This window comes from Nocardia sp. NPDC051981, from assembly GCF_040680715.1.
In the GTDB taxonomy this organism is placed as follows: Bacteria; Actinomycetota; Actinomycetes; order Mycobacteriales; family Mycobacteriaceae; genus Nocardia.
Genome location: NZ_JBFAXK010000013.1, coordinates 141,168 through 155,330, shown reverse-complemented (window position 1 = coordinate 155,330; position 14,163 = coordinate 141,168). Strand labels below are relative to the sequence as shown.

General features: G+C 70.4%; 10 protein-coding genes. 3 read left to right on the top strand and 7 right to left on the bottom strand.

Translation table 11 applies throughout. From position 1 onward, the window contains the following. Positions 1-29: 29 nt before the first annotated feature. Positions 30-947, top strand: a complete 918-nt coding sequence (locus tag AB0L60_RS23130) for an alpha/beta hydrolase (protein WP_364617286.1) — start codon at positions 30-32, stop codon at positions 945-947. 3 nt (positions 948-950) lie between these two features. On the opposite strand, the gene AB0L60_RS23125 is transcribed toward AB0L60_RS23130, so the two are convergent. Then, complete coding sequence (locus AB0L60_RS23125; protein ID WP_364617284.1) at positions 951-1,388, bottom strand: hypothetical protein; 438 nt, start codon at positions 1,386-1,388, stop codon at positions 951-953. A gap of 99 nt (positions 1,389-1,487) precedes the next feature. On the opposite strand from AB0L60_RS23125, the gene AB0L60_RS23120 reads away from it, so the two are divergent. Next, positions 1,488-3,791, top strand: coding sequence for a LuxR C-terminal-related transcriptional regulator (locus tag AB0L60_RS23120; RefSeq protein WP_364617282.1), 2,304 nt, complete (start codon positions 1,488-1,490; stop codon positions 3,789-3,791). 77 nt (positions 3,792-3,868) lie between these two features. Here AB0L60_RS23120 and AB0L60_RS23115 read toward each other — a convergent pair whose 3' ends face one another. From AB0L60_RS23115 to AB0L60_RS23090, 6 genes are all read right to left on the bottom strand, one after another. Next, entirely contained in the window at positions 3,869-4,393 is a 525-nt protein-coding gene (locus tag AB0L60_RS23115) for a DinB family protein (protein ID WP_364617280.1), read from the bottom strand. 84 nt (positions 4,394-4,477) lie between these two features. Next, complete coding sequence (locus AB0L60_RS23110) at positions 4,478-5,332, bottom strand: alpha/beta fold hydrolase (RefSeq protein ID WP_364617278.1); 855 nt, start codon at positions 5,330-5,332, stop codon at positions 4,478-4,480. Continuing rightward, the gene (hsaA, locus tag AB0L60_RS23105) at positions 5,332-6,492 is read right to left on the bottom strand and encodes a 3-hydroxy-9,10-secoandrosta-1,3,5(10)-triene-9,17-dione monooxygenase oxygenase subunit (RefSeq protein ID WP_364617276.1); all 1,161 of its coding nucleotides are present in this window, start codon (positions 6,490-6,492) and stop codon (positions 5,332-5,334) included. Before hsaA ends, AB0L60_RS23110 begins: the two co-directional genes overlap by 1 nt. A 129-nt stretch (positions 6,493-6,621) precedes the next feature. After that, entirely contained in the window at positions 6,622-8,655 is a 2,034-nt protein-coding gene (locus AB0L60_RS23100) for an alpha/beta-hydrolase family protein (RefSeq protein WP_364617274.1), read from the bottom strand. Positions 8,656-8,929: 274 nt separating this feature from the next. Continuing rightward, positions 8,930-9,880, bottom strand: coding sequence for a LysR substrate-binding domain-containing protein (locus AB0L60_RS23095; protein WP_364617272.1), 951 nt, complete (start codon positions 9,878-9,880; stop codon positions 8,930-8,932). A gap of 133 nt (positions 9,881-10,013) precedes the next feature. Then, on the bottom strand, positions 10,014-11,522 hold the full coding sequence (locus AB0L60_RS23090; protein WP_364617270.1) for an FAD-dependent oxidoreductase: 1,509 nt from the start codon (positions 11,520-11,522) through the stop codon (positions 10,014-10,016). A gap of 166 nt (positions 11,523-11,688) precedes the next feature. Between AB0L60_RS23090 and AB0L60_RS23085 the strand changes: the two genes are divergently transcribed. Beyond that, on the top strand, positions 11,689-14,076 hold the full coding sequence (locus AB0L60_RS23085) for a PEP-utilizing enzyme (RefSeq protein WP_364617268.1): 2,388 nt from the start codon (positions 11,689-11,691) through the stop codon (positions 14,074-14,076). Positions 14,077-14,163 lie beyond the last annotated feature (87 nt).

Sequence of the window (14,163 nt, the reverse complement as noted above, 5' to 3'; positions counted from 1 at the left end):
GCAGACGGACTATCACATGGGAGGCGCTGATGCCCAGCTTGCTCAGTCGAGCGGTACCCGCGTATCTGCGGGTCGTCCGGGCCAACCGGCCGTTCATCAGCGCGGAGGGTGCACGCGAGCACATTAGGGAGCGCAGCCTCCGGCCCCAGGCGTACGGGCCGCCGCGCGTGTTGCGTGCGGATGTGACCATCGAGGTGCGCCGGGAGAACGGCTGGCCGATCTACACCCTCACGCCCCGATCCGGCCGCGCCCGAGGCAATGTCGTGTACTGCCACGGCGGCGGCTGGGTCAATGAGATCGCCCGGCAGCATTGGCAGCTGGCCGCCGATATCGCGGCCGAGGCGGGTACGACGGTCACGGTGCCGATCTATCCGCTCATTCCCTATGGCACCGCCGACCAGGTGATCCCGGCCTTCGCGAATCTTGTTCGCGCCAATCGGTCCGAGTACGGGGAGGTCTGCCTGGCCGGGGATTCGGCGGGCGGCCAGATCGCGTTGTCCACGGCGGTCCTGCTCCGCGACGAGCAGCAACCGGCTGTGCCTCGGACAGTGCTGATTTCACCCGCCCTGGACCTGAGCCTGAGCAATCCGGAGATCCTGACCGTCCAGGCCGAGGATCCCTGGCTCGGACGCGATGGCGGCCTGGTCCTCGGCGACCACTGGCGCGGCCCGCTCTCGATCACCGACCCGCGGGTCAGCCCGCTGTTCGCCGACTTCACCGGCCTCGGCCCGCTCACCGTCTTCTGCGGCACCCGCGACATCCTCGTGCCCGACACCCGGATCATGGTGAGCAAGGCCCGGACCGCCGGTATCGAGGTCGACTATCACGAGGCGCCCGAACTGGTCCACGTCTATCCCCTGACGCCGACTCCCGAAGGTACCGAGGCACGCAAGCTGATCATCGACGCCCTGCGCGGCGCACTGGCCCCGGCGATCTCCCCGGCCTGAGCCTCAGCCGGATCTGCCTGTCCCCGGCGCGTTTTCGGCCAGCCACCGTCGCGCCCTGGTCGCCGAGGCGCGCGAAAGCCAGGCGTCCTGCACGACCTCGGTGAGCTCCTGCAGGCCGAGCTCGGGAATTCGACTGCCGCGCACCAGGACCGAGAGATGCCCCTGGAAGTGCGGGGTCGTGAAGAACGGTGAATCCGGGTCCTGGGTGAGGGCCAGCTTGTCGTCCTCCGACGGCACCCAGAAGATGATGACGTCGTCGTACCGCTCCCCGGTCTCCGGGTCGGCGGCGTCGGGGCGCGGGGTCCGGAAGTAGACGAAGGACTTGCGGCCGACCTGGTAGACCGGGTTACCCGCGGGCCCGTACTCGATGGTGACGTGCGGCATACCGGCCGCCAATTCGTGGACGTCTGCAAGGCGGGCTCGGCGCGTTCGGCTCGGCACCCGGTCGAGTGTATCGCCGCACACATCAGCAGCCGCCGCGAGCTGCGTTTATGCGAACCTGCTGGCACAGAATGCGGCAAATCACATAGGTTTGACGCCATGGCGCGGCGTGTCAATGGAAACCTCCCCGAAGAGGTAACTAGCTTCGTCGGCCGCCGCGACGAGCTGGCTACTGCGAAGCGCCTGCTGCCCACCACCCGGGTGCTGACCCTGCTGGGTCCGGGCGGCATGGGAAAGACCCGCCTGTCGCGACAGATCGGGCACCTCGTCGCCCGCGCGTTCCCCGACGGCGTATGGCTGGTCGAGCTGGCCGATGTGCAGGATCCGGCGCTGGTCACGCTGAGTGTCACAGAGGCGTTGAACCTGCGCGACGAATCCACCGCGCCGCTGCCCCGGCTCACCGAATTCCTGGCCGACAAGCGGCTGCTGCTCATTCTGGACAACTGTGAGCATCTGATCGAGGCGTGCGCCGCGCTGGTCGGCCGGATCATCGCCACCACACCGGATGTGCGGGTGCTGGCCACCAGCCGCGAGGTGCTCGGGATACCGGGCGAACAGGTCATGCCGGTGCCGCCGCTGACCGTGCCCCAGACCGCCGGTGAGGACAGCGACGCGCTGCAGCTGTTCATCGAGCGCGCCAGCGCCGCCAACCCGGGCTTCCAGGCCACCGCCGGCAACCGGCCGGTGCTGGCGGAGATCTGCCGCCGCCTCGAGGGCATGCCGCTCGCGCTGGAGCTGGCAGCGCTGCGGCTGCGCATGTTCACGCCGGAGCAGATTCTGGACCGTCTCGACGACACCATCGGGCTGCTCAGCGCCGGACCGCGCACCGCGCCGCAGCGCCAGCAGACCATCGAGGGCGCGATCCGCTGGAGCTACGACCTGTGCACCGCGGCGGAACAGGCACTGTGGGAACAGCTTTCGGTGTTCGCGGGCGGTTTCGACATCGATGCCGCGGAGGCGGTGTGCGAGCTGGGGCCCGCGTCACTGATGGAGGCGCTGACCGGGCTGGTGGACAAGTCGGTGGTGATGCTGCGCTTCGACGGGGATGTCGCCCGGTACTCGATGCTGGAGCCGATCCGTCAGTTCGCCGCCGACCGGCTCGCCGAGCGCGGCACGGACCAGGAGGTCCGGGCGCGGCACCGCGAGCACTATCGGCAGCTGGCCATGCGCGGTCAGACCGCGTACTGGACCGCCGAGGACGTGGAGTGGTTCCGGGAGCTGAGCCGCGAGCACGCGAATCTGCGTGCCGCCCTGCGCACAGGGCTGGAGGACGAGCCGCTGCGCACCATGGCCACGGTGACCGTGCTGCGCCCGTTCTGGGAGCACAACCGCTTCCTGTCCGAGGGCTACCGCTGGCTCACCGATTCGCTGGCCCGCAATCCGGAGCGGACCGCCGAGCGAGCCAAGGCGCTGTCCTCGGCCGCCTCGCTGGCCGCCCTGCTGGGTGATCAGGATTCTGCGGCACGGCTGGTGAGCGAGTGCATGGAATTGGCTGCCGCCCTGGGTGATACCGACATCATGGCCGAGGTGGCGCTGGACCGGTCGCTGCTGGCCTTCGCCGCCAGCGACCGCGAACGTTCACTGGAGCTGGGGCGGAGCGCCATCGAGCTGGCGGCCACGCACGGCCAGCACGCCATCGAAATGGACTCGCACGCCTTCTCCTTCATGGCGGCCATGGTGCTGGAGGCGCCGGGGCGCACCGAATTGGCCCAGCGCTTCCTGGAACTCACCACCGACAGCGGTTCGCACCTGCTGGGCGGGCTGGCGCTGTGGACGGTCGGGATCGACCACTGGCGGCGCGGCGAACTCGAGGCCGCCGCCGAATTCCACGGCCGCGCCATCGAGGAGCTGGCCCTGTTCGAGCGCTGTATCTGGCTGTCGTCGGCGTTCGAGGGGCTGGCCTGGACGGTCTCCGCGGACGGCGACCACGAGCGGGCCGCCCGCCTGCTGGGCGCGGCGGAATCCCTGCAGCGCAGCACGATTCGGCTGGCCCACACCATCACCGTCGCGGTCGGTGAGAAGGAGCGGCTCAAGGTCCGGGACGCGCTGGGCGAGGAGGCGTTCCGCACCGCGTTCGGCGCGGGCGCGAGCCTGCCGCTGGAGGAGGCCATCGACTACGCGCTCGGCCGCACCGCCGCCGAGCCGGAACCCGTTGCGCCGCCGCCCGCCCTGAAGCGGGCTCCGCGCGCGGCCACCGCGACCCTGTCGGAAACCAGTGTGCTGACCCGCCGTCAGAAGGACGTCGCCCGCCTGGTCGCGGCCGGTCACAGCAACAAGCGCATCGCCGCCGACCTGGTCATCTCGGTCCGCACGGCCGAAACCCACGTCGAGCACATCCTCACCAAGCTGGGGCTCACCTCCCGCACGCAGCTGGCCGCCTGGGCGCACGAACACAATCTGTAGATCCGCTACTCGCACGCGACCCGAATCTGCCGCAGCCGAAGGAACATTCGGATCGGACCCGCATCGGGAAACCCGGGCTACTGGTAGCCGGTGGCCCCATCGATGCGTTCGCGCAGCAGGTCGGCGTGGCCGTCGTGGCGGCCGTACTCCTCGATCATGTGCAGGTAGATCCAGCGCAGGGAGAGGTCGGTGCCGGTGCGCGGATGGATGACTGTGTGGTCGAGGGGAAGATCGGCTATGGCCTTGTCGCACACGGCGATTTCCTCGAGGAATCGGGCGTAGTCGGCCTCGGCCTGCTCTGGATCGGTGTCGCCGAAGTCGGCGTCCTGGCTCGAATCGCAGGAGTAGAGGTAGCCGACCGGCTCCCCCGCGGCCCGCTTGCGGAACCAGCCGCGTTCGACCTCGGTCATGTGCCGGATCAGGCCGAGCAGGGACATGGTGGACGGTTCGACGCTGCGGGTCGCGAGCTGGGCGCCGGTGAGCCCCTGGCATTTCCAGAGCAGGATCTCGCGGCCGCGGGTGAGCAGGGAGTGCAGCATGACCCGCTCGTCGCCGACGAGCACCTGGGCGGACCGGGTGATTTCCGGGGCTGTCCACGTCATGCTCGGACTGTAGCGCCGGGCCGGAACCGGGAAAACGAGTTCGGGGGTGGGAAATCCCACCCCCGAATCATCGGAAACCGCTTGCTACAGGCCGTTGTTCAGGAAGTCGACCACGGACCGCTCGAAGGCGTCCTTGCGCTCCACCATGACCCAGTGGCCGCAGCGGGCGAAGGTGCGCAGGTCCGCGTTCGGCAGCTGCCGGGCGGCGAAGAGCGAGCCCTCCACCGGGGTGACCCGGTCATCGCGGCCCCACAGGATGAGCACCTCCTGCGTGATGCCCTTCAACCGCGCCCACAGGGGGACCGGTTCGGCCAGCCTGGGGTTGTAGAAGGTGGCGTAGGCGTCGCGCAGGGCGGCCTGGGCCTTGGGATCGGCCGCGGCCTTCAGGCGCTTGGCCACCAGTTCCTCGGTGAGCGTGGCCTGGTTGTAGACCATGGCCCGCAGGAAGCCCATGGCCTTCTCGTCGGTGGGGTTGGCGTTGAACTCCATGAGCCGCGTAATGCCCTCGGACGGTTCGGGTCCGAGCACGTTCACGCCGACGCCGCCGGGCGCCATCAGCACCACGCGATCGACGCGACCCGGGTGCTCGAGCGCGAGCAGGGTCGCGACGGTGCCGCCCATGGAGTTGCCGAGCACGTGCGCCTTCTCGATGCCCAGCTCGTCGAGCAGCCCGATCACCGCGTCGGCGGCGATGCGCAGGTAGTTGCGCTCGTACACCTCCGGGCGGCCGCTCTCGCCGAAGCCGGGCTGATCCAGGACCAGGCAGCGGAAGTGCTGCGCCAGCACCGGCAGGTTGTCGCCGAAGTTGGCCCAACCGGACACGCCCGCGCCGGAGCCGTGCAGCAGCACCAGCGCCGGGCCCTCGCCGGCCTCGTGATAGCGGAGTTTGTGGCCGTCGACCGTCACCCAGCGGGTGGTGTTCTCCGCGGTCAGGGTCATCAGAGCATCCGATCCGCGACCTCGAGGCCCATGGCGCCCTTGCCGTACATGGCCAGGGCCCGCTCCACATCGTTGATCACGTGCACGCTGCCGGCGTGCGCGTCACGCCAGTTGCGCTCGATGATGTTCGGGCGGCGGATGGCGTGGCCACCGGAGTTCTTGAACAGCAGGTCGATCGCCTCGAGCGCGCGCTCGGTGCCGCGCACCTGATCGCGGCGGGTGGCCAGGCGCAGCTCGAACGGGATCTCCTCACCGGCTTGCGCGTAACGCAGTTGCTCGCCCATATTGCGCTCCATCTGGAGCACGGCGGCGTCGATTTCCGAAGCGGCACGGGCGATCCGGACGTGGGCGAAGGGATCCTCCGACACCTTCTGCCCGCCGTAGGACAGCCGCACCCGCTCGCGCTGGCGCTCGATGTGCGCCTCGTAGGCGCCCTGCGCCGCGCCGATGATCGGGGCGGTAATGGTATTGGAGAACAGCGCGCCGAACGAAATCTTGTACAGCGGAGAGGTATTCACCTGCTGGCCGGGGCCGACCAGGTTGGCCTGGTCCGCGGCCGAGTAGGCGCGGTGGGCCGGTACGAAGGCCTGCTCGATGACGATGTCGTTGGAACCGGTGCCCGCCAGGCCCGACACGTCCCAGGTGTCCTCGATGCGGTAGTCGGTGCGCGGCACCAGGACCGTGTAGTAGTCCATGCCGGTCGCGGTGGGCACCAGCGCGCCCAGGAACACCCACTGGGCGTGGTCACAGCCGGAGGAGAACTGCCAGCGACCCGACAGCTCGTAGCCGCCGTCGACCACGGTCAGCTTGCCGGTCGGCGCATAGGAGGAGGACACCAGCGTGTCGGAGTTCTCGGCCCACACGTCCTGCTGGGCCTGGTCTTCGAACAGGGCCAGCTGCCACGGGTGCGCGCCCAGCACCGAGGACACCCAGGCGGTGGACGGGCAGACGGTGGCGATGGTGCGGATCACCTCGTAGAAGGCCACCGGCGACTCCTCCAGACCGCCGAAGCGGGCCGGCTGGAGCATGCGGAACACGCCCGCCTCGGTGAGTTCGGCAATGCTGGCGTCGGGCACCCGCCGCTGCTCCTCGGCCTGAACCGCGCGTTCCCGGATCGCGGGCAGCAGATCGCGGACCCGATCGAGCACCTTGTTAGTCATGCGGGCGTTCCTCCTCGTGCCAGAGTTTCCTGCCCTCGAAGCTATGGCCAACGCGGTGTTTCGATCCGAAATAGTCCCGATGATCGGAACCCAGGTTCCGCTGGCTACGGACCGATCGCTGTGCAGCGGCTATTTATGGGCGTATTCCCAGGTGATGTCCTCGTCGAGGGCCTTGCGGATGCCGCGTTCCAGGTCCGGGTTCCAGCCCTGCGGCTGGGCCACCGCGATCCAGCCGTCCAGGGGCAGGTCGCCGTAGCGGTGGCCATGGCCCGACGGGACGCCCTGGGCGTTGGCCAGGTCCGCGCTGATCTGCCAGAAGGTGACGATCGGCCACCAGCGGATGGACTTGGAGACGTCCGCACCGCGCGGTTCCTTCAGCCAATCCGGTTGCGTGAACAGCAGATCCGGCGACCACCAGACGATCGGGTCGGAGGCGTGCTGCAGATAGACCACGCGCGGGTCGAACCACGTCCGGTCCGGGCGGCCCAGTTCCGGTGCGGTGGCGGCGAAACGGACGATCAGGCCGTCGGCGTAGACGGGCAGGATCTCCGGCGTTCCCGGATCGCGGCGCTGCTCGAGCTGACGCCAGATCCGGTTGGAGTTGGGCGGGCCGACCCACAGCACGCCGTCGACCATGGTGCGGATGTCGTCGAGCCCGGTGAAGGCGCCCTCGGAGCCCTGCGAGCCCAGACTCTCCCCGTACACCAGTAGTTTCGGGCGCTGTCCCGGCGGCAGCTGCGCCCAGCGCTCATGGATGGCGTGGATCACCGCATTCCCGGACTCGGTGGCCTTCTGGCGGTCGGACAGGAACGACAGCACGCTCGGCAGATAGGAGTACTGGGTGGCGGCGATGGCGGTGTCACCGCCGTACATGTACTCGATGGACGAGGCGGTGGTGGAGTCCACCCAGCCGGTTCCGGTGGTGGTGACCACGACCAGCACCTTGCGCTCGAAGGCGTGGGTACGGTCCAGTTCCCGCACCACCAGATCGGCGATGTCCTGCTGTGTGTTCGCCGAGTCCAGGCCCGCGTACACCCGAATCGGTTCGCGCGCGGGCCTTCCCGTGACCTGGGCGATCCGGTCGGCGGTCGGTGCGGTGGCGACGAACCAGCGGCCCTCCGACCCGAGGGTGTCCCAGGGCGCCAGTGACTGTGGGCTGCCGGACCTTTCGGGCAGCTGCGGTTGGACGGCGCTCGGCGAGGTCTTGCCGTTGCGCAGGCTGAACGCCGAATTCGCCACGGAGAAGAAGGCTTTCGCCAGCACGCCCTGGAACAGCAGCACCGCGACCACCGCAACCACGATCACGGCGCCCGGGTAGGCGATGTTCCTCGGCACCCGCCATTCGATGTTGAGCAGCCGCACGATCAGCCGGATCAGCCACCGCACCAGGCGATACGCCAGGATCACCAGCCCGAGGGTCGCCGCCGCCACCAGTTCGGCGCGCAGGTAGCTCGAGGTGGTGGTCGGCGTCATCCCCATCAGCACTTCGAGATCGCGCTGCCAGCGCGCCGACCGGGCCAGCACCAGGGCCGCGCCGACAATGGTCCCGACCACGATCACGGCCTTGCTGACCGCCCGGGCCGTCTCGGTCGGATGCCACAGCTTGGCCAGGCCCTCCGCCGACTCCGGCAGCCGTGGCCGCACCCACTTCTCGAAGGCCCACTCCAGCACGCCGCCCACGCCGTATCCGATGGCCGCGCTGATCCCGCACACCAGACCCTCGAACAGCCAGGTCCGCGGCAGCAGTGAGGGCGACACCGCCCAGAGGAAGAAGATCCAGGCCACCACCAACCCCGGATAGCTCGGATTGACGGCCCGCTCCGCACGATCCACGACCGCCCACACCCGTGAACGCAGCGATGCCGGCCGTGCCGTACCTGCGGCCCGCCCATTCGTCTCACCCGTGTCGGTCGACTCACCAGTCGCGGTTACCTCTTCGCGCGCTGTCGTCTCATCACGACCAGCTGTCTCGTCACGGTCGGTCGTCTCATCACGTTCGGTCGGCTGCTCGGGCTCGGTCGGCTGCTCCGGCTCGGTCGGCCGCTCCGACTCGGCCGCAGGCTGAGATGCGGGCGGCTGGGGTTCGGTCGCTTCGCCGCGCCCGGTTACCGCGTCGCGGGCGTCGTCCCCGTGCTCGTCGCCCTGCTGTTCGTCCGCCGTCATGCCCCCGAGTCTGGTCGCCCGACGGCGGCCGCACGAGAGCGACACGCGCGGGCACGGGCGCCGACGCCGCCCGGACGACGGGGGCTCAGTCCGTCGCCCGGCGGCGTTGGCTCTCCGAGATCGCCTCACCGGGTAGTGAGGCAGTCGCGAGCCTTGGGTGGGCTCGCCAGTGGACGCAACCGCGCGTCGATCGCCCACTCGGAAATACATTAGGGCGCAGGGAAACCGGTGTGAAACAGCTATCTCCCAGCCATTGACAAGCTCCGGTTGTCAATCACAGATGCTGGGGCAGGGTGCAGTCGTCGAGATCGGGTTGTTCCAGGCGCGCGACCAGGTCGGGGTTGGCGTCGCGAACGCGGCGGGCGATGTCCACGAACGACCGCACCAGCGGCGTCTCGTGGTCGACGCGCCAGCCGACCGCCACCTGGTTGTGCGGAGCGTCCGCGACCGGCAGCACCCGGACCCGGGGAAAGGGCATCCACCGCGCCGACGCCACCGTCAGCACGACGCCGACCCCCACCGCGACCTTGTGCAACTCCTCGAGCAGCGAACTCGACCGGGACACCACCGGCGCGGGACGCCCGTCGCGGTGATCGTGCAACTCCCAGAAGGCATTCCACTCCGGATCGCTGGTGGCCGCCCCGAGCAGCGGCTCGTCGAGCAGGTCCCGCACCCGCACCTCGGGCAGTTCCGCCAGCCGGTGCGCGGCGGGCACCAGCGCCACCAGCGGCTCGGCGAACAGGGGCTCGAAGCGGATTCCGGCCGCGCGGAACGGGAGTCGCACGAAGGCCACGTCGACGGTCCCGCTCTCCAGTCCGGCCGCGGGCTCCTCGTAGGTGAACTGGTGCATGTCGACCGTCACCCCGGGATGCTGTTCACGGAAGGCCGCGAGGATCGGCTCGGTGAGGGTGAGCGCCGCGCCCTCCAGATAGCCGAGCACCAGCCGATCCGACTCCCGCCGCTGCGCCACCCGCGCCCCCTCGACCGCCATTTCCAGTGTGGTCAAAGCACTTCGGACACCTTCGAGGAGGGCCGCCCCCGCCGCCGTGAGCTCGACGCTGCGGGTGGTCCGCGTGAACAGCACCAGATCCAGCGCCTTCTCCAGCTGCCGGATCTGCGCGCTCAGCCCCTGTTGCGCCACATGCAACCGCTGCGCGGCGCGCGTGAAGCTCAGCTCCTCCGCCACCGCAACGAAATACCGCAGCTGCCGCATGTGAATTTCCATAGCGGGCGAGTCTAGAACCTGTTCTCAGTGGCAAAAGGGCCATCGACCACCACAACTCACCCGACGCGACAGCAACCCGGCCGCCGGATCGCCACTGCGGACAAGGGCAGCGACCGCAGACGCCGAGCGGCGGCTATGCGCGGCGGGCGGCCGCGGTGCCCGCGCGGCGGCCGAAGAAGGTGCCGTCGCCCAGGGATGTCCCAGAGATATAGCCGAAGCCGTGCAGGCCGTTGGCGGCGCGGCCCGCGGCGTAGAGGCCCGGGATGGGGCGGCCGTCGAGGTCGAGGACGTGGCCGTCCAGGTCGGTGTGGAGACCGCCGAGGGTGAAGACGGACGCGCCGGTGCCACGCCGGTCACCGGCCTCCGACGGCGGGCGCACGCCGGCCTTGACGTCGATGGCGGCGAACGGCGGGGTCAGTTCGCGCAGCCATCGGGGCGACTTGTGGTGGTCGAGATCGGTTCCCTGCCGGGCGAATTCGTTGTAGCGGGTGATCGCCGCGGTCAGCGAGCCCGCCGGCAGTCCGGTCAGCTCTTCCAGTTCGGCGGGCGTCTCGGCGACGTGGGTGGGCCGCACACCCCAGCGCTGCGGCTCGGGGACGTCCTCGAAGCCGTCCTCGTCGACGACGACCCAGACCGCGGTGTCATCGCCCGCCCAGCTGCCGCCCATGTTCTGGCGGTAGAGCGCGTGCTGGCCGATGCGGCCGGGGTAGGTGTCCTCGTTGATGAAGCGGCGGCCGAGGGCATTGACCACCAGGCCGCGCGCGGCCAGTCCGGGAATGAGGGACATGCCGACCTGACCGGCGGACATGTGGCGCACGGCCGCGCCGAGGGCCTGGGCCATGCGGATGCCGGAACCGTCGTCGGTGCCCGCGCTGACCTTGGTGTGGCCCAGCAGTTGCGGAGCGTGGGCGGCGAGCATGTCGTCGTTGTCGACGAAACCGCCGGTGGTGAGCACGATGCCGCGCCGGGCGCGGATGGTGATCTCCTTGCCGTACCGCCGCGCGACCACTCCGGCCACGACACCGTCGCGGTCCACGATCAGGGTGCCGACGTGGGTGTCGAACAGTGCGGTGGCGCCGGCGGATTCGGCCGCGCCGGCCAGGCACTCCATCAGCAGCTTGCCGCCGAAGTCATTGGCGGTGGGCCGGTGCCCGCGCGGGGCCGGGCACGCCAGTTCGGTGAACGGCCAGCTGTTCTCGCCCAGCCACATGAGCCCGTCGTCGGTGGGCGGCACCCAGGTGGGGGCGTCCCACATGGTCGGCTTGAACGGCACGCCGCGGTCGACCAGCCAGTGGAAGTGCTCGACGCTGCCCGCGCAGTACTCGTCGATCTTGTCCGCGTCCGCGCCCGCGCCGAGCGCCGCCTTCAGGAAGGCCGCCATCGCCTCGGGGGTGTCGTCGTAGCCGCAGGCCACCTGGATCGGGGTGCCGCCGCCCAGATAGATCTCGCCGCCCGACATGGCCGACGCGCCGCCCGGACCGCCGGACCGGTCCACCACCAGCACCCGGGCGCCCGCGTAGGCCGCCTCGTAGGCCGCCGAGGCGCCCGCCGCGCCGTACCCGACGACCAGCACATCGGTCTCGATGTCGTAGTGGCTCACCTCGCCGGCCGCCCGTGGCGTCACCGGATTCCGCACTGTCATGCCTCGACGGTGCCCGCTCCGACCGCCGTCACTTAGCGCCCCATCTTGCTCAGCGATTCACCGATCCCGTTGACCGGGACTGTGACCCGTCACCACCCGTTGCACTGGGGATGGTGTGTGAACGGCGTCACTGTGGTTGGGGATGCCTGCACGAGGAGGAGAGTCAATGCGGATTCTGGTCACCGGTGTCACCGAGCCGAGCGGCCGTGCCGTGGCGCGCATGCTGCTGGCGGCCGGCCACGAGGTGGTCGGCCTGGACCGGCAGCGGCACCGCTACGTGGACCCGCGGGTCGAGGTGATCGTCGGCGATCTGTCCGATGCCCAGGTCTGCGCGCGGGCCGTGGCCGGGGTGGACGCGATCGTGCACCTGGCGGGTCCGGCCGTGGCGGCAATCGCCCAGGCGGCCAAGGATTCCGGTGCGCGCCTCGTGGTTCCCGTTGCGGCGGGCGGCGATTCGAGTGTCGAGAAGATCGTGACCGGCTCCGGCGCGGACGCGCTCATCGTGCGCACTGCGCTGGTGGCCGGCCGGCGCATCGACCGCGGCAGCTGGCGCACGCTGGAGAGTCTGACCGGCGGCAAGGGCAGCATCCAGGTGCTGCACTACGACGACCTGGAGCGCTTCCTGGTGCTGGCGGCGCTGTCGCAGCGCGGCGGCGTGGTCGAGCTGGCCGCGCCCGGCAACGTGTCGAGCGCCGAGGTGAAGCGCATCCTCGCCGACGCGGGCGTGAAATACAGTGCGTGGCTGCCCAAGTCGTCGGCGTCGCAGACTCCGGTGGACGCGAGCGCCGCCCGCGAGGACTGGGGCTTCCGCTACGGCTGGACCGCCACCGAGGTGATCGCCGACGTGGCGCGCGCGCTGCACGGCCGCAAGAGCGGCGGCTCCGGCATCCGCGCTCGCCGCGGCGCGATTCCGCTGCCCACCCACGTGGTGCCCCAGAACGCCCCGACCTCCGACGGCTACGCGCTGAAATCGGCTGCGCCCGAAGGCCTGCAGGGCGAGTTCGACGACATGGTCGACGACCGCATCCCGGTCTACACCGCCACCAACACCTCCGAGGCGCTGCCCGGCCCGCTCACCCCGCTGACCATCGATCTGCAGGCGGGCGCCATCCGGCTCGGCAACGAGGCCATGGGCCACATGATCGCCATCGAGGGAATCGCGCTGGAGCACTGGGTGTCCCGCGTGACCAGCGTGCTCGGCCACAGCGTGTACATCAACGCCTCCATCGGCGTCTTCTCCGCGCAGAACATGCCCGGCTGGGACGAGGAGAGCGTGCGCCGCGACGTCTACGGCACCATCGGCGATGTCGAACTGCACCCCAAGGGCCGCCCGGCCATGCCGACCGGCCTGGCCGCCCGCGCCGGCACCTTCAAGGCCATGGGCCGGGTCGCCGCCACCGCGCTCGGCTACAGCAAGACCGCCGAGCACATCAATGCCGCCTCGCATGCGGAAGCGCTGACCCGCGACCAGATCTCGGAGCTCACCGACGAGCAGCTGCACGCCCGCGCCCTGCTCTGGCGCGACCGCCTCAACCAGGCGTGGCAGGCGGCCTCCATCGGCGTCATGATGACCGGCGCGGCCACCGCCGCCCACAAGGGCGAGGTCAAGATCGACCTGAACCGCCTGGAGTCGGCCAAGACCATGCTGGCCGTGGAGCGGCTGGCGGCCCTGTGCCGCAAGGACGCCGGACTGCAGGCGCTGGCCAAGACCGGTGACGTGGCGGCCGCCCGCGAGAAGTCGCCGGAGTTCTCGCAGGCCCTCGACCAGGAGCTGGCCCGGATCGGCCACCGCGGCCCGGGCGAGTGCGAACTCATCAACGCCACCTTCGGCGACCGCCCCGAACTGCTGGTCACCGCCGCCGGGCGGGCCGCGGAAATGCCCGCGCCGCACCGCGAACCGGTGCCGGAGCCAACCAGCCGCACCGCCAAGATGGCCGTCGGCGCGACCGTCTACCGCGAGCGCGCCCGCGACGCCGTCGTGCGGGTCACCAACTGCCTGCGCCTGGCCACCCAGGAGCGGGCCGCGCGCCTGGTGCACGCGGGCAAGCTCACCGCGATCGAAGATTCGGCGTTCCTGAACCTCGACGAAATCCTCTGGGCCCCGGCCGATCTGCAGGAGCGGGTGGCGCGCCGCCGCGCCGAGCGCACCCGCTTCCAGGCCATCCGGATGCCCGATGTGGTCAACGGCCCGTGGGAGCCGGAGGAGATCTCCGGCGCGATCGCGGTCGGCGACACCATCTCCGGCCTGGGCGTGAGCCCGGGCGTGGTGGAGGGCACCGTCAAGCGTGTGCTGACCCTCGACGACGACATCGAGCCGGGCGACATCCTGGTGGCCGCGGTGACCGACACCGGCCACACTGCCATGTTCGGCTACGCGGGTGCGGTGGTCACCGATATCGGCGGCTCGGCCTCGCACGCCGCCATCGTGGCCCGCGAGTTCGGCGTCCCCTGCGTCGTCGACACCAAGACCGCCAGCACGGCGCTCCAGGACGGCCAGCGCGTCCGGGTCGACGGCGCCGCCGGAACCATCACGCTGCTGGCCGACGCGGAATAGCTCGGCCGGCAACCGCACCGTGCCTCGGGCGCGCTCCCGCGCTCGCGCCCGAGGCCGGTCGGTCATGCCCGGACCCCGTGGGCACGG